This window comes from Achromobacter sp. HZ34, from assembly GCF_002209485.1.
Lineage (GTDB): Bacteria > Pseudomonadota > Gammaproteobacteria > Burkholderiales > Burkholderiaceae_B > Bordetella_C.
This window is the reverse complement of the sequence record NZ_NJIX01000003.1, coordinates 521,558-535,762: the sequence shown is the minus strand read 5'-3', so window position 1 is coordinate 535,762 and position 14,205 is coordinate 521,558. Positions and strand designations below refer to the sequence as shown.

The following is a 14,205-nucleotide window of genomic DNA, read 5'->3' as shown; positions in this document are numbered from 1 at the left end:
GCCAGCGGCTCATGGACGGCGAATCACGATCAGCGTGATGTCGTCGGATTGTTCGGCGCCGGCCGCATACTGCTTGAGGTCCTGGACGATGCCCAAGGCCAGGGCGGCCGACGACGTCACGGGATAGGCAAGGCGTGCCAGCAGCCGTTTCTCGCTATACAGCCCACCGTCGGAACCGGCGGCTTCGGTGACGCCATCGGTGTAGCCCACCAGCACTTCGCCGCGGCCCAGTTGGGTGACCAGCGGGCGATAGCTGGTGTTCTCGATCACCCCGCAAGCCGGCCCGCTGCGCTCGGTCAGCAGGCGGGCCCGGCCCTGCCCGTCGATGATGGCGGGCGGCGGGTGGCCGCCATTGGCCCAGTTCAACCCGCCGCTTTTCAAATCCAGCACACCCAGCAGCAACGTGACGAACATCATGTTGGGATTGTTTTCCGCCAGGCGGTTGTTGATCCTTTGCAGCATGCGCGCGGGATCGTGTTCGTCTTCGGCGGTAGCTCGTATCAGCGTGCGGGTGACGGCCATGAACAAAGCCGCCGGCACGCCTTTGTCGGAGCAGTCGCCAATGGCGATGCACAAGCGGCCGTCGGGCAGCATGAAGTAGTCGTAGAAGTCGCCGCCCACCTCCTTGGCGGGCAGCATCAGCGCATACAGGTCGGTGCCGTGCAAGGTGGTGTCGGCCGCGGGCGGTGCCGGCAGCAGGCCGGTCTGGATCACCCGGGCAATGTTCAATTCGCTCTCGTACCGTTCGCGGGTGGACGCTTCCTGCATCAGCCGGCCGATGTTTTCGCGCAGGCGGCGATTCATGAACAGGAACGAGGCAGCCAGCCGGCCGACTTCGTCGCGCCGCTGGCGTGGCAGCGCGGCGATATGGTCAGGGACGTTGGCAATGATCGTCAGGTCCTGCTGCGGCAATTGGCGGGCATAGCTGGTCAATTGCTCCAGCGGCCGCACGATGCGGATGGCGAACATCCAGGCGAACAGCAGCGCCAGCAGCAGCGTGCCGCCGAAGATCAGCGCCTGCCTGTGCAGCAGGGCCATGGCCGGCGCGGTGAAGTCGCTTTGCGGCACCACCGCGGCCAGCGTCCACCCCAGCGGCTTGAATCGCACCGCTTCGATGATCCACAGGCCATCGCCATCGTCGTAGTCCAGCCGCTCCGGACGATCGGAAGCGGTGATGCCCTGCAAGGTCTGCTTCAACGTCAGGCCCGTGCGGCGGTCGACGCCGTCCTCCAGGCCCGTTTCGCTGGGCGGCGGGGCCACCATGCTGCCGTCGTCGGCCACGATGAACATGCAGCCCGATCGGGCCAGGGTCAGTTCGCTCAACGTTTCACGCAGGGCGGTGTTCATCTGGTGGCGGCGCATCTCCACCTGGTCGATGACATCCTGCACGCTGTCGCTGACCACCACCACCCAATCCCACGGCGCGAAGTAGCCGAAGTAGGCATAGCGCGCCTGCCCGGGCGAACGCACCGCTTCCGCCTGGCCGTGGATCTGGGCCAGCGAGGGTAGCTCGGGCTTGCGGTACATGGCGAAGCCGCGCCCCAGGGCGCGGCTTTCGTCGTACATGGCCTGGGCCAGGGGCCGGCCCTTGAAATCGGTGAGGCTGGTCAGGTCCTCGCCTATCCAGCGCCGGTCACCGGATGCGATGACGCGCCCATTGGCGTCATAGATGGCCGCGTAGCGCGGATGCCCCAATGTCAGTTCGTTGATCCAGGCGCGTGCCATGCCGCGGGCGTCGTCTTCGGTGACCGTGCCGCGACGGGCCAGTTCGGCGAATTCCAGCAGAATGGCTTGCACCGTTCCGCCGAGTTGCTGCAACTGGCGCCGGCCGCCGCGGACGGTATTGATCTTGTCGTTCAGCAGGGCGGCCCAACGCGCTTCGATGTCCCGCTGCACCAGGTCCACGGCATTGCCCACGGCGTGGGCTTCGCTGGTGGAGACGGTCTGCGTCACGTCACTGCTGCTGACCACCATGACGAAGCCGGCAATCAGCAGCAGCAGGACGACGATCAATAGAAATATCTTGCTGCGTAACGATCGCAGAGGCAGGAGCGAAGGCAAGATCGGGATCACGATGCGAGGATCGGTACACGGCCGGTCAGGCCCGTGAGCAGTTCGGGAGCAATGCCGCCGCAGGCCGCGGCCACGTGCTCCGCCGACAGTGCGGGAGTGCCCCACAGCACCACCGGCGAACCGACGGTGGCATCGGGGTGGGCGCTGAGATCCACCAGCATGCAATCCATCGTCACCTGGCCCAGGCCGGGCGCGGGCCGGCCGTTCACCAGGACCGGCACGCCGCTGGGGGGATGGCTGGGGTAGCCGTGCGCATAGCCGCAATTGATCACCCCGATGCGCATGGTGACCGGGGCGATGAAGGCGCCGTGATAGCCGATCGGGGTGCCGGCCGCAACGGTGCGCACGGCAGCCACGTGGGCATGCAGGGACAGCGCGGGCCGCAGCCCCAGGCTGTTGCCGTGGCGGTCGGGCAGGGGGCTGATGCCATACAGCAGCCGGCCCGGGCGCACCCAGTCGGTGGTCGCCATATGTTGGGAATGGCACAGGATCGCGGCGCTGTTGCAGGTGCTGCGCGGGCCCGGTAGCGGCGCCGTCAGGGCGCGGAAGCGCGCCGCGGCCGCCGCGATACCGGTGGGCGTGTCGGCCGCGGCGAAGTGCTGCAAGTGGCCGATGCCGGCGATGTCGCCCCGCGTCAGCCAGGGCACGCAGCGCGCATAAGCCGCCTGGTAGTCGTCGTATGCCAGGCCGCAATAACCCAGGTCGCCGATATGGCGCAGCCAGATCCAGGGCGGCGGGCAATGCAGGGGGCGGGCTTCCAGCCAGTCGAGCTGTTCCGCATGGGAGATCACCAGATGCAGGCCGGGCTGGTCCAGTTGCGTGACGTCCATGACGTCCTGCAGGCCGCCGTAGACGAGTATGGGGCCTTGCCAGCCTGTGTCACGGCAGGCGGCGACGTCAGCCAGCTGTCCCACCGCCAGGCCGTCGGCGCCGGCGAGCGCGGGAACCACGTGGCGGATGCCATGGCCATAGGCGTCCGCCTTGACGGTGGCCCAGATGCGCGGACCCGCGGCAGCGCTGCTGCCTTTGCCCAAGCGGCGCCGCACTTGCTCCAGATTGTGCGTGATGGCGGCGGGATCCACCCTGGCCACCACGCCCGTGCCGGTCGAAGCTATCGCAAAATGGAGCATCGTTAGAGGCCGTTGATGTCGGACTTGTTTGGAATTGGAAACATCTATGTGGATGCCATACCGATTCCGGTTCCCACATGCGGAATGAACCGGGAACGCATTTCCGTCACATAAGAAGTTTTGCAACGGCGGCGGCGTCGCCCGGCGTGCATATACGGGAGCATTTCCTCATGAGCCTCACCACAGCCCGAATCGGCTCCATCCTCCTCGTTTCTCCCGAGGGGCAAATCAATAGCGCCAATGCCGGCGCCATCGAAGCGGAGCTCATTGCCCTGGTCGACAAGGGGGAACGGCAGGTCATATTGGACATGTCCCGGCTGAACTACATCTCCAGCGCGGGTTTGCGGGTGGTGCTGGTGCTCGCCAAGCGGCTGAAGCAGCAGTCGGGCTCGCTAGTGCTGTGCGACATGCCGTCGCACGTGCGCGAGGTGTTCGATGTCAGCGGCTTCCTGGTGATCCTGACCGTGACGGATACGCGCGAGCAGGCCATCACGCGCCTGACGGCGCATTGACATGGCAGGGCGTCGGCGGATCAGGGGTTGTCCTGCGAGGTGTACTGCAGCTTGTCCAGCGCGAACCCCTGTGTGCTGATGATGCGCAGCGCCTTATCCAGCTCGGGTTTGTCCAGGTTCGGCGTGCGCGACAAGATCCACAGGGAGCGGCGGTTGGGCGAGGCCACGATGGACCAGCGATATTCCTTGTCCAGGCCGATGATCCAGTAGTCGCCGGAGAACGGCGGCATGAAGGTCACTTCCAGCTTGGTGTTGTTGCTGCCGTCGACGACCTCGGCCACGCCGCGGGCCTCGTCGATGCTGCCGTCGCGCTTGCGGCAACGATTGGTCACCTCGACCTTGCCGTCCTTGCGCGGTACATATTGCGCCGACACGTCGCTGACGCATTGCTTCTGGAAGAAACGGGGATAGCGGGCGATCTCGTACCACTTGCCCAGATAGCGGGAGATGTCGACCTGGGCCACTGTCTGCACGGGAGGCGGGTCAGACTGCGCCGCCATACAGGCCGTGCAAGACCCGCTCAGCGCAAGCACCAGGGCACCGTATGCCAACGTCAGATTCAGCGGCTTGCGCATGGTGATACCCCCCTCACGGCCATGGATGCAGGACGGCGCCGCCAGTGGAAGCTACTGGGGCGGCGCCGGTGCATCGATCATACGCGTGGCAGTACCAGCGGCGCCTGCGCGGCCTCCATATAGCGTGCCAAATATGTATCGAAATCTACGTCATCGGCCGCTTCGATGGCCGCCTGTTCCGCTGCCGAGGCGCGCGCCCATTCCTCGTACTGCCGGGTCTTTTCGGCGGGCAGCGGCGTGGCGCGCAGGGTCCGTGCATGCGCCTGGCTTTGCGCCAGCGTGAATTCCTGGAAGGACGCCTTGGCGCTACGCATGTCGTCGATCAGGCGCGCCGAGGGCGTCGCGTCAGGCTGGGTAATTTTTTCGAACTGGGCCGCCAGTGCGCTGCGATAGGCGTTGCCGCCATAGGTGTCGTCCAGCACCTGGGCATAGGGCGCGATGCGGTCCAGCAGCTCGCGGCCCCAGTCGGCCAGCGCGATCGGCGTACCCTCGCGGCTCAACTGCAGGCCGGGGCGCCGGCCTTCGGTCACCACCACGCTGAAATTGTCCGCGCTGTGCTGACAGAAACCATTGGCGGGGAAGAAGGGACTTTCGCTGGCGGCACAGAACAGCAGGAAGGCATCGACGAAGCGGCTGGTGGTGGCGGAGATGCCCACCGGCGCGTAGGGATCGATGTCCAGGCAGCGCACTTCCACATACTGCACACCGCGTTCAGCCAGCGCCGTCATGGGGCGTTCGCCGCGCCGCGTGGCGCGCTTGGGACGGATGCTGGAGTAGTACTCGTTTTCGATCTGCAGGACATTGGTATTGAGCTGGATCCACTCGCCGTCGCGCTGGGTACCGATCTGGCGATACGGCTCCCAAGGCTGCGTCACCGCCGCATGCAGGCGTTCCAGGAAGGTGGACAGGTCGTTGTAGCAAAGCTTGAGTTGCGACTGTGCCTTGTTCTGGTAGCCCAGGTCGCTCATGCGCAGGCTGGTGGCATAGGGCAGGTACAGGGTCTGCGCATCCAGGGCCTGCAGCGGATGATCGCGTCCGCGCAGGAAGTCGCGCGCCAGCGCCGGCGCGGCGCCGAACAGGTACATCAGCAGCCAGGAATAGCGCGAGAAATTACGGATCAGCCCGATGTAGCCGGCCGAACGGCGCGCCTTGTCGTCGGCGCCGGGCAGGTCCAGCACCTGCCACAGGCGATCGTCCAGCGAGAAGTTGTAGTGCACGCCGGCGATGCATTGCATGGTCTTGCCATAGCGTTCCGCCAGGCCCCGCCGGTAGACGTGCTTGAGGGTGCCCGTATTGGACTTGCCGTACCAGGCGATGGGGATGTCGGCTTCCGCCGGCAGATCGGCCGGCATGGACTGGTTCCAAATGAGCTCGTCACCCAGGTTGGCATAGACGTAGCGGTGGGTGTCTTCCAGTTCGCCGATCAGGCTGGCCACGTCCTGGCGGGTGCCGGTGATCAGCTCCAGCAGGGACTCTGAGTAATCGGTGGTGATGCGTTCGTTGGTCAGCGCGGAGCCCAGCGGCGCCGGATGGGGCGTGCGCGCGAGGCGGCCTTGCTCATCCACGCGCAGACCCTCTTTTTCGATGCCTCGCAAGGTATGGCCCAGCAATTCGCGATGGTCTTGCAGGCGGGCGAGGCGAAGGGAGGTGGTATCGGTCACGGCGCGCTTTTCAAAATTAGGCGATAAGGAAGGGGATTTTACGGGTTCCCCGGGAACGGGCGCCGAGTAACCTGCGCCGCCGGGGGACAATCCTGCCGCTGGCGTATTATCGGCGCTTTCCCGGTCGATATGCCATGATGCCCAGGCCCCTTTTCCTGCCGCTGCGCGCTGCCTTGTCGGCCGCGTTTCTGGTGCGGTCTGCGGCCCCGCGTCTGGCCGCGCTTTTCGCCCCTTTTTTTGCCGGGATTTTGGTCATGGCGCTGTCCGCTTGCAGCCCGACCTACGACTGGCGCGAGCTGGACGTGGCCGATGGCGCCGCCCGTGCCGCTTTTCCGGCGCGGGTGCGCACGGAAAGCCGCGACATCACCCTGGATGGCAGTGCCCTGGCATACACGCTGGATGCGGCGCGGGTCGACCAGGCGGTTTTCGCGGTCGGCCACGCTTCCCTGGCGGGCCTGCCCGACGCGCGCCGGGAGGCGCTGGCCAAGGCGCTGATGCGTTCCCTGTACCAGAACCTGAAGGCACAGCCTCCGGCTGACCTGCCGCCGGCCGGCACGGATATCGCCGTGCAGGGCGAGGCGGGCGGCAAGCCTGTCCTGCTGCTGGCCCGGATCTGGGTGCGGGGAGACCTGCTGATCGAAGTGGTGGCTACGGGCCCGGCGGACAAGCTGCCGCGGGCCGAGGCGCAAACCTTCGTGCATTCGCTACGGTTTCGCCAGTAACCGGGCGAGTCGGCTTGCCGGACTGGTCCAGGTCCAGCAGGCCCAGCGAAATCGCGGTAACGACGGCGACACGCCGGTTGCGGGCCGACAGCTTGTGGCAGGCGTTCTGCAGGTGGAAATTGATGGTTCTTTCGCTGACGCCGAGAAGTTGGGCGATTTCGCGGCTGGGCTTGCCTAGGGCTGCCCAATGCAGGCAGGTGTGCTCCCGCAGTGACAGTGCGCGTCTGAGCATGACGTTAACCGTAGGGATGGAGGGGTGCGAGCCATCTTGCGCCGATTTCCCGGCCCCGGCCAGCATTGATCCTGAGACGGCTCACCGCGCTCGATTCGAGCGGCCGCACGAATCACCCTGGGGCGGACGTGTTCCGTGGTCGGCGCCCCTGGTGGTAGAATTCCCGCACAAATTCGTTCGGCGCCGATTTGCCTGATCCGCTTGCGGGCGCCTCATAAATCCAGCTAAAGAGGTCTGCATGACTGCAACCATCCAGCATCCGGCTGTCGGCGCGGTAACGCCCGAAGCCATTCCGGCGCAGGCCGGCGCCCCGATCGCCGCCGACCCCGCCGCTTCTGTTCCTGATACCGTTTCTTCCGGCGCGCCGCCGTCCGGTTCCGTGGGGACGGTCGCGCCGATATTCCTGACTTTCGACACCCCCTTGCCGCTGGCCAGCGGCCAGTCGCTCACACGCTATGAACTGGCCGTCGAGACCTACGGCACGCTGAATGCCGATCGCAGCAATGCGGTGCTGGTGTGCCATGCGCTGAATGCCTCGCATCATGTCGCCGGCATCAATGCGGCGGATCCCAAGGACATCGGCTGGTGGGACAACATGGTCGGCCCCGGCAAGCCGGTGGACACCGAACGCTTCTTCGTCATCGGCATCAACAACCTGGGCTCCTGCTTCGGCTCCACCGGACCGGCTTCGATCAATCCGGATACCGGCGCACCCTGGGGCGCGGCTTTCCCGGTGTTGACGGTGGAAGACTGGGTCCACGCGCAGGCCCGCGTCGCCGACCATTTCGGCATTGCGCGCTTCGCCGCGGTGATGGGCGGTTCGCTGGGCGGCATGCAGGCCCTGAGCTGGGCCACGGTGCTGCCCGAGCGCGTGGCGCACTGCGTGGTCATCGCCAGCACGCCGCGCCTGTCGGCACAAAATATCGCCTTCAACGAGGTGGCCCGGCGCGCCATCATCACCGACCCGGATTTCCACGGCGGCGATTATTACGCACACGGCACGGTGCCGGGGCGCGGCCTGTCGGTGGCCCGCATGATCGGCCACATCACCTATCTGTCGCAGGACGACATGGCCGAGAAGTTCGGTCGCAACCAGCGCGCGCCCGGCGCGGATGGCGCCTACCGTTACGGCTACGACGTCGAGTTCGAGGTCGAGTCCTACCTGCGTTACCAGGGTGAGAAGTTCTCGCGCTATTTCGACGCGAACACCTACCTGCTGATCACGCGCGCGCTGGATTACTTCGATCCCGGCCGCACGCATGGCGGCGATCTGGCGCGCGCCCTGGCGCCGGCGCAGTCCGGCTTCCTGCTGGTGTCCTTTTCCACCGATTGGCGCTTCCCGCCGGAGTGTTCGCGGGAGATTGTGCGCGCGCTGTTGAAGAACGGCCGGCCGGTGACCTACGCGGAAATCGACGCGCCGCACGGCCACGACGCGTTCCTGCTGGACGACGCGCGCTATCACGCCGTGTTGCGCGCCTACTATGACCGCATCGCCCGCGAACTGGGACTGCCGGAACGCGCGGCCGGGGCCGCGCCTTTGACTACGACGGCGGCCGGGGCCGCGCCTTTGACCACCGCTGCCGCCGCGGCACCCGACGCGGGAGCGCTGTAATGACGGGATCGACCTCCATCGCGGCGCCGGGCGTCCTGCGTAACGACCTGGCCCGCATCGCCAGCTGGGTCCAGCCCGGCTCGCGCGTTTTGGACCTGGGCTGCGGCGATGGCGAACTGCTGGCGCATCTGCGCGACGAGCGCCAGGTGAACGGCGCCGGCGTGGAGATCAACGACCAGTCCGTCATCGCCTGCGTGCGGCGCGGCGTCAACGTCATCCAGCAGAACCTGGAAGAGGGCCTGGCGCTGTTCGACGCGCAGCAGTTCGACACCGTGGTGCTGTCGCAAACGCTGCAGTCCATGCATCACACTGAACACATCCTGCGCGAAATGGCGCGGGTGGCGCAGTACGGCGTGGTGTCCTTTCCCAACTTCGGCTACTGGCCGCACGGCTGGCAGATCCTGCGTGGCCGCATGCCGGTGACGGGCCAGATGCCCTACGCCTGGTACAACACGCCCAATATCCACTTGTGCACGCTGCGCGATTTCGAAGGTCTGGCGCAGCAGCTGGGTCTGCGCATCCTGGAGCGCGCCACCTTCAATCACGAGCGCGAGGTGCGCCTGATGCCGAGTTGGCGTAGTACGCTGGCGCTCTATCGTTTCACCGCCGGCTGAGGCCGGGCGGCCAGGTCAGGGAGCCCCGCTATTTCCTTCGTTGCCAACGTCTACACCAGCCGCCGCGTCGCGCCGCTGATGCTGCTCGGTTTTTCCAGCGGGCTGCCGTTGGCGCTGACCGCCGGCACCTTGCAAGCCTGGGCCACCGTCGAAGGGGTATCGCTGCAGGACATCGGTTTCCTGACCCTCGTGGGTACGGCCTACACCCTGAAATTCCTGTGGGCACCGCTGGTCGACCGCTATGTGCCGCCTTTCCTTGGCCGCCGCCGCGGCTGGATGGCCCTGACCCAGGTGCTGCTGGCGCTGGGCATTGCCGGCATGGCGCTGCTGTCGCCGGCCGGCCATCTGGGGGCGCTGGCCCTGGTGGCGGTGGTGGTGGCCTTTCTGTCGGCCACCCAGGACATCGCCTTCGATGCCTACAGCACGGACGTGCTGCACAAAGAGGAGCGCGGCGCGGGCGCCGCCGTCAAGGTGCTGGGCTATCGCGTCGCCATGCTGGTGTCGGGCGGCCTGGCGCTGATCCTGGCGGACAGCTGGCTGGGCTGGCGCGCGACCTATGTCCTGATGGCCGTGCTGATGCTGCTGTGCGTGATCGGCACCTTGTGGGGGCCCGAACCCGAGCACCCCGCACCCCCGCCCCGTTCGTTGAGCAAGGCGGTGACCGAACCGCTGCATGAATTCTTCAGCCGGCGCGGCGCCATGACGGTGCTGCTGCTGATCGTGCTCTACAAGCTGGGCGATGCCTTTGCCGGCGCGCTGTCCACGACCTTCCTGCTGCGCGGCGCCGGTTTCACGCCCACCGAGGTGGGCACGGTGAACAAGGTCCTGGGCCTGGCGTCCACCATCGTCGGTGTGCTGGCGGGCGGGGCGCTGCTGGCGCGGCTGGGGCTGTACCGGTCCCTGATGCTGTTCGGCCTGCTGCAGGCCGTCTCCAACCTGGGCTATTGGGTGGTCGCGGTGGCGCCCCATCACATCTACACGATGGGGTTGGCGGTGGGGCTGGAGAACCTGTGCGGCGGCATGGGGACGGCCGCCTTCGTGGCCTTGCTGATGGCGCTGTGCAAGCAGGAGTTCTCCGCCACCCAGTTCGCCTTGCTGTCGGCCTTGTCGGCCGTGGGGCGCACGTATCTGGCGGGGCCTTTGACGCCGGTGCTGGTCGACCGGCTCGGCTGGCCGGACTTCTTCCTGGTCACGGTGGCGATTGCCTTGCCGGGACTGGTGCTGCTATGGCTGCGACGGGGCGACATCAATGCCCTGGACCGGGATGTGGATTAAAGAAAAGGCCCTTGTCTTTTCCGTTCTGTTCCTCTTTTCTTGAAGAAAAGAAAAGGAAGATTCCCGCCTCTCCAAGAAAGGAGAAGAAGGATGGGAAGCCAGATAATCTAAGGGTTTGCCAGCACAGCGGCGTTCTTTCGTACCAAGTGGGCCGCGCAGTGTGATAATCGTTGCAAAGCATCCTGGAGCACGTCATGTCAGCGCCCACGGAGTACTCGGCATCGTTTTCCGCTTCCACTGCAGCGTCGCCGGCGACCGCAAGTCCCGTAGCGAGCGGCCCCATCCTGCTGGCGACCGACCTCAGCGCCCGCTGCGACCGCGCCCTGGACCGGGCGGTGGTGCTGGCCAAGGAGCGCGGCGTGCCCTTGATCGCGCTGCATGTGCTGGAATCGGTGCCCGCCACCGCCAGCCCCGCGGCGCCATCGTGGCGCCGGCTCAGTGAAGATCATCGGGAACTGGCGCGCTATCGCCTGGGACTGGATCTGGACGATCCCGAACTGTCCGTCGAAATCCACGTGGAAAGCGGTGACGCGTCTGACCGCATCGTCGAACTGGCGACGCGGCATGGCTGCAGCCTGATCGTCACGGGCATCGCCCGCGATGAATCCCTGGGCAAGCTGTTGCTGGGCTCCACCGTCAAGAAGCTGGTGCGGCATGTGTCGGTGCCGGTGCTGGTGGTCAAGAACCGCCCCCATGGTGGTTACCGCGAAGCCGTGGTCGCCACGGACTTTTCACCTGAATCGCGCCATGCCTTGCAGGTCGCGGCGGCGCTGTTTCCCAGCACGTCGCTGCTGCTCTTCCACGCTTACGACACGCCTTTCGGCATGCGCCGCCTGGCCGAGGGGCTGGGCGACGATGCCCAGCGCGACGCCCAGATGGAAATGGACGAATTCCTGGCCGCCACGCCGGGGCTGCCGGCCGGGGTGCCGGCGCGCGCCCTGGTCCAGGATGGCGAACCTGAAACATTGCTGTCGGATTATGTATTCGCGCAGCGCTGCGAAATGGTGGTGGCGGGCACGCGGCGGATCAAGGGCCTGATGGGCGCCATGGTCGGCAGCGTCGCCGAGCGCCTGCTGGAAGCCCTGCCTTGCGATGTAATGCTGGTGCGGGGTGTGGATCCAGACAGCAAGTGATTGCCGTGCGCCAGCCGTCCCAGAACGGCGGCGCCTTCCATAAGTGGGGATGGGAGCAGGGGATACGATCATGCAGACTTCAGTGGAAACGCTATTGGCCGCGGTGTTTGCGGGCGCGGACCGGAAATTTGGCGCGGGCGGCAACGCGGCTGGCGAGCGGGCGCAGGGCGGGACGGTAGCGGGTGGCACCGTATTGCGGGGCCCCATTCTTCTGGCGACGGACTTGAGCGCGCGTTGCGACCGCGCGCTGGATCGCGCCATTTTGCTGGCGCGCCAGTTCGATGTGCCCCTGCTGGCGGTGCACGTGCTGTCGCCGCCGCACTCGCTGTCGCTGGGCGCGCCGGTGCCGACCGACGTCACGCCGTTGGTGCAACAGGCTGAAGCCCGCCTGCTGCGGGATCTGGATGGCCTGGTGGATGGCATCCAGGTGGCCGTGCGGGTGTGTACCGGCGAGCCGGCCGCACGTCTGCGACAGGTGGCGGAGGACGAAAAATGCGCCCTCATCGTCACCGGCCTGGCGCGCGACGAGACCTTGGGCCGCATGTTGCTGGGCACGACCGTGGAAAGGCTGGTGCGGGAGACCTCGCGGCCGGTGCTGGTGGTGAAGCGGCGCGCCCGTGTGCCTTACCAGGACGCCGTGGTGGCCACGGATTTTTCGTCCGGGTCGCGCTGGGCGTTGCGCGCCGCGCTGGCTTTGCTGCCGCCCGAGGCGCTGACGCTGTTTCATGCTTTCGAGCTGCCGCGCGGGCCTTTGCGCGATACCAGTCCGGACACCCAGACGGCCAAGGGATTCCAGCGCATCGCGGAGGAAAGCGCGCTGGACTTCGTCAATGCCACCCCGGAACTGCATGGCAAGCCGCAGCCCCGCTGCCAGGTTGCCGCCGGCCGGGCGGAACGGGTGGTGATCGACTATGTGCGGCAGGCGCAGGCCAGCCTGTTGGTGGCCGGCACGCATGGGACGGGGGGCTTGACCGGCGCTTTGCTGGGCAGCGTGGCCGAGGCCTTGCTGGAACGGGCGCCCAGCGATGTGATGGTGGTCCGGCAGCCGCCTGCGGGGTGATGGGAGCGGGAACGGGCGGGCGCCGCCGCGGCATTGCGCCTGCGGCCGTGGCAATGCGCCTGCGGCCGTGCAATGCGCAGGGCGGCTGGTGGAGCGCAGGGAGCAGCGCCGGGTGGCGCGGCGGCCTTGCCATGGTGCTGTAACCGCGCTGCTCGACAATAGCCAGGGCCCGGGCTATGCTCCGGAGCGCTGTCGAATTCCTTTCGGCGGCGGATTGCACAAAGGACTGGACATGGATTCCATCGAAGCCACCGTCGGCGCCGCCGTCGGCCTGCAGCAAGCCAACGCCATGGCCGAGGCGCAGAACTCGCTGGTGCGCAAGGTGCTGGACAACCAGGCCGATCTGATCACCAGCCTGGTCGATTCGGCGATCCCCCAGCTGTCGTCCTACGGCATGGTCGGCACACAGTTGCACGTAACGGCGTAATAGCCGGCACGACCTGCACGCTTGCCGCTGCGCCCAGCAGGTGCATCGTGCCTGCCCCCGCCCGCGCTGGCCGGACATCGCCTGACGCAAGGGTGCGTGAGGGGCTACCCTCACAAAAAAAAACGCCTTCGTGCCTCGTACTCAGACCTTCGTCTCGTAGTCGATGATCAAAGGCGCGTGGTCGGAAAAGCGTTGATCCTTGTAGATCGCGGCCGTGCGCGCCGTCGCGGCGATGGCCGGCGTGGCGATCTGGTAATCGATCCGCCATCCGACGTTCTTGGCGTAGGCCTGGCCGCGATTGCTCCACCACGTATACGCTTCGCCCGTCGTGTCGGGATGCAGGCGGCGATACACATCAGCCCAGCCCTGCTCGCTCAGCACCTTGGTCATCCAGGCGCGCTCTTCCGGCAGGAAGCCGCTGTTCTTCAGGTTGCCCTTCCAGTTCTTCAGGTCGATTTCCTGGTGCGCGATGTTCCAGTCGCCACACAGGATGACCTCGCGGCCGCATTTGTATAGCTCGGCCAGGTGGCCGTAGAAGTGCTCCATGAAGGCGAACTTGGCCGTCTGGCGGATGTCGCCGCTGGAGCCCGAAGGCAGGTACACCGAAATCACCGACAGCTTGTCGTAGACCAGTTCGATATAGCGGCCTTCGTTGTCGATTTCGGGCACGCCCAAGCCTTCGATCACCTGCAGCGGCTGCTTGCGGGCATAGATGCCGACACCGCTGTAGCCCTTCTTTTCCGCGTAATGGTGATAACCGTAAAGGCCCGCCGGGTTGAGCATCTCCGTGGTCATGTCGGCGGCCTGCGCCTTGAGTTCCTGCAGGCAGGTGAAGTCGGCTTTCTGCGCTTCCAGCCAGGGGAAGAAGCCCTTGGTGGTGGCGGAACGGATGCCGTTGAGATTGGCGGAGATGACTCGGAGCATGGGGATCCTGGTTCGTTGATGCGTCTTCTCGCATGCGGCTGGCGGGCATGCGGCAAGGATGGCCGCGGCGCGCTGGCGTGGCGGCGGGGCCGGACGCGGTAGAGTAACTGAAAGCGCCACGACGGACGTTCTGCTCCAGGCGCACGTGGCGCCCGGCCCGCCCGCGCGCGGCGCCGGGCATGCCGGGCCGGGGCGCGGCGGGATGGAGTTCCGGATCCCGATAAAATGCTGCTTTCGTGCCTCTTTCGGATCCCC

Annotated in this window: 14 protein-coding genes and 1 riboswitch; of the genes, 8 read left to right on the top strand and 6 right to left on the bottom strand. The window is 66.5% G+C overall.

What is annotated here, in order from left to right:
* Positions 1-9: 9 nt before the first annotated feature.
* The gene (locus CEY05_RS14530) at positions 10-2,013 is read right to left on the bottom strand and encodes a SpoIIE family protein phosphatase (RefSeq protein ID WP_233161523.1); all 2,004 of its coding nucleotides are present in this window, start codon (positions 2,011-2,013) and stop codon (positions 10-12) included.
* Between the two features lie 56 nt (positions 2,014-2,069).
* Complete coding sequence (alr, locus tag CEY05_RS14525; RefSeq protein WP_233161522.1) at positions 2,070-3,203, bottom strand: alanine racemase; 1,134 nt, start codon at positions 3,201-3,203, stop codon at positions 2,070-2,072.
* Positions 3,204-3,373: 170 nt separating this feature from the next.
* Here alr and CEY05_RS14520 point away from each other — a divergent pair, with 170 nt between their 5' ends.
* Positions 3,374-3,715: an STAS domain-containing protein gene (locus tag CEY05_RS14520; RefSeq protein WP_088599018.1), complete on the top strand. Its 342-nt coding sequence runs from the start codon at positions 3,374-3,376 to the stop codon at positions 3,713-3,715.
* Between the two features lie 20 nt (positions 3,716-3,735).
* Here the strand turns inward: CEY05_RS14520 and CEY05_RS14515 are convergent, their stop codons facing one another.
* Entirely contained in the window at positions 3,736-4,290 is a 555-nt protein-coding gene (locus CEY05_RS14515; protein WP_088599017.1) for a lipocalin family protein, read from the bottom strand.
* Positions 4,291-4,367: 77 nt separating this feature from the next.
* Positions 4,368-5,951 (bottom strand): glutamate--cysteine ligase, encoded by a 1,584-nt coding sequence (gene gshA, locus CEY05_RS14510; protein ID WP_088599016.1) that lies wholly within the window; start codon positions 5,949-5,951, stop codon positions 4,368-4,370.
* Between the two features lie 254 nt (positions 5,952-6,205).
* Here gshA and CEY05_RS31255 point away from each other — a divergent pair, with 254 nt between their 5' ends.
* Positions 6,206-6,673: a hypothetical protein gene (locus CEY05_RS31255; protein WP_158219338.1), complete on the top strand. Its 468-nt coding sequence runs from the start codon at positions 6,206-6,208 to the stop codon at positions 6,671-6,673.
* Here CEY05_RS31255 and CEY05_RS14500 read toward each other — a convergent pair.
* Entirely contained in the window at positions 6,600-6,905 is a 306-nt protein-coding gene (locus CEY05_RS14500) for a helix-turn-helix transcriptional regulator (protein ID WP_088599234.1), read from the bottom strand. The genes CEY05_RS31255 and CEY05_RS14500 overlap by 74 nt on opposite strands.
* Before the next feature lie 170 nt (positions 6,906-7,075).
* Positions 7,076-7,154, top strand: a riboswitch (SAM riboswitch).
* Here CEY05_RS14500 and CEY05_RS14495 point away from each other — a divergent pair.
* From CEY05_RS14495 to CEY05_RS14470, 6 genes are all read left to right on the top strand, one after another.
* The gene (locus CEY05_RS14495; protein WP_088599015.1) at positions 7,144-8,517 is read left to right on the top strand and encodes a homoserine O-acetyltransferase; all 1,374 of its coding nucleotides are present in this window, start codon (positions 7,144-7,146) and stop codon (positions 8,515-8,517) included. (Overlaps the previous riboswitch by 11 nt.)
* Complete coding sequence (metW, locus tag CEY05_RS14490) at positions 8,517-9,131, top strand: methionine biosynthesis protein MetW (RefSeq protein WP_088599014.1); 615 nt, start codon at positions 8,517-8,519, stop codon at positions 9,129-9,131. Before CEY05_RS14495 ends, metW begins: the two co-directional genes overlap by 1 nt.
* A gap of 30 nt (positions 9,132-9,161) precedes the next feature.
* Positions 9,162-10,406 (top strand): muropeptide transporter, encoded by a 1,245-nt coding sequence (locus CEY05_RS14485; protein WP_255407773.1) that lies wholly within the window; start codon positions 9,162-9,164, stop codon positions 10,404-10,406.
* Between the two features lie 194 nt (positions 10,407-10,600).
* A complete protein-coding gene (locus CEY05_RS14480) occupies positions 10,601-11,539 on the top strand; it encodes a universal stress protein (RefSeq protein WP_088599012.1) in 939 nt (312 codons plus the stop codon).
* 70 nt (positions 11,540-11,609) lie between these two features.
* A complete protein-coding gene (locus tag CEY05_RS14475) occupies positions 11,610-12,599 on the top strand; it encodes a universal stress protein (protein ID WP_088599011.1) in 990 nt (329 codons plus the stop codon).
* 232 nt (positions 12,600-12,831) lie between these two features.
* Positions 12,832-13,026: a hypothetical protein gene (locus CEY05_RS14470; RefSeq protein ID WP_088599010.1), complete on the top strand. Its 195-nt coding sequence runs from the start codon at positions 12,832-12,834 to the stop codon at positions 13,024-13,026.
* A gap of 141 nt (positions 13,027-13,167) precedes the next feature.
* Here the strand turns inward: CEY05_RS14470 and CEY05_RS14465 are convergent, their stop codons facing one another.
* Complete coding sequence (locus tag CEY05_RS14465; protein WP_088599009.1) at positions 13,168-13,950, bottom strand: exodeoxyribonuclease III; 783 nt, start codon at positions 13,948-13,950, stop codon at positions 13,168-13,170.
* Between the last annotated feature and the right edge of the window lie 255 nt (positions 13,951-14,205).

Coding starts and splice junctions, on each gene's coding strand:
- alr (WP_233161522.1), bottom strand. CDS start 3,203: ATGCTCCATTTTGCGATAGCTTCGACCGGCACGGGCGTGGTGGCCAGG.
- CEY05_RS14520 (WP_088599018.1), top strand. CDS start 3,374: ATGAGCCTCACCACAGCCCGAATCGGCTCCATCCTCCTCGTTTCTCCC.
- CEY05_RS14515 (WP_088599017.1), bottom strand. CDS start 4,290: ATGCGCAAGCCGCTGAATCTGACGTTGGCATACGGTGCCCTGGTGCTT.
- CEY05_RS31255 (WP_158219338.1), top strand. CDS start 6,206: ATGGCGCTGTCCGCTTGCAGCCCGACCTACGACTGGCGCGAGCTGGAC.
- CEY05_RS14500 (WP_088599234.1), bottom strand. CDS start 6,905: ATGCTCAGACGCGCACTGTCACTGCGGGAGCACACCTGCCTGCATTGG.
- CEY05_RS14495 (WP_088599015.1), top strand. CDS start 7,144: ATGACTGCAACCATCCAGCATCCGGCTGTCGGCGCGGTAACGCCCGAA.
- metW (WP_088599014.1), top strand. CDS start 8,517: ATGACGGGATCGACCTCCATCGCGGCGCCGGGCGTCCTGCGTAACGAC.
- CEY05_RS14480 (WP_088599012.1), top strand. CDS start 10,601: ATGTCAGCGCCCACGGAGTACTCGGCATCGTTTTCCGCTTCCACTGCA.
- CEY05_RS14475 (WP_088599011.1), top strand. CDS start 11,610: ATGCAGACTTCAGTGGAAACGCTATTGGCCGCGGTGTTTGCGGGCGCG.
- CEY05_RS14470 (WP_088599010.1), top strand. CDS start 12,832: ATGGATTCCATCGAAGCCACCGTCGGCGCCGCCGTCGGCCTGCAGCAA.
- CEY05_RS14465 (WP_088599009.1), bottom strand. CDS start 13,950: ATGCTCCGAGTCATCTCCGCCAATCTCAACGGCATCCGTTCCGCCACC.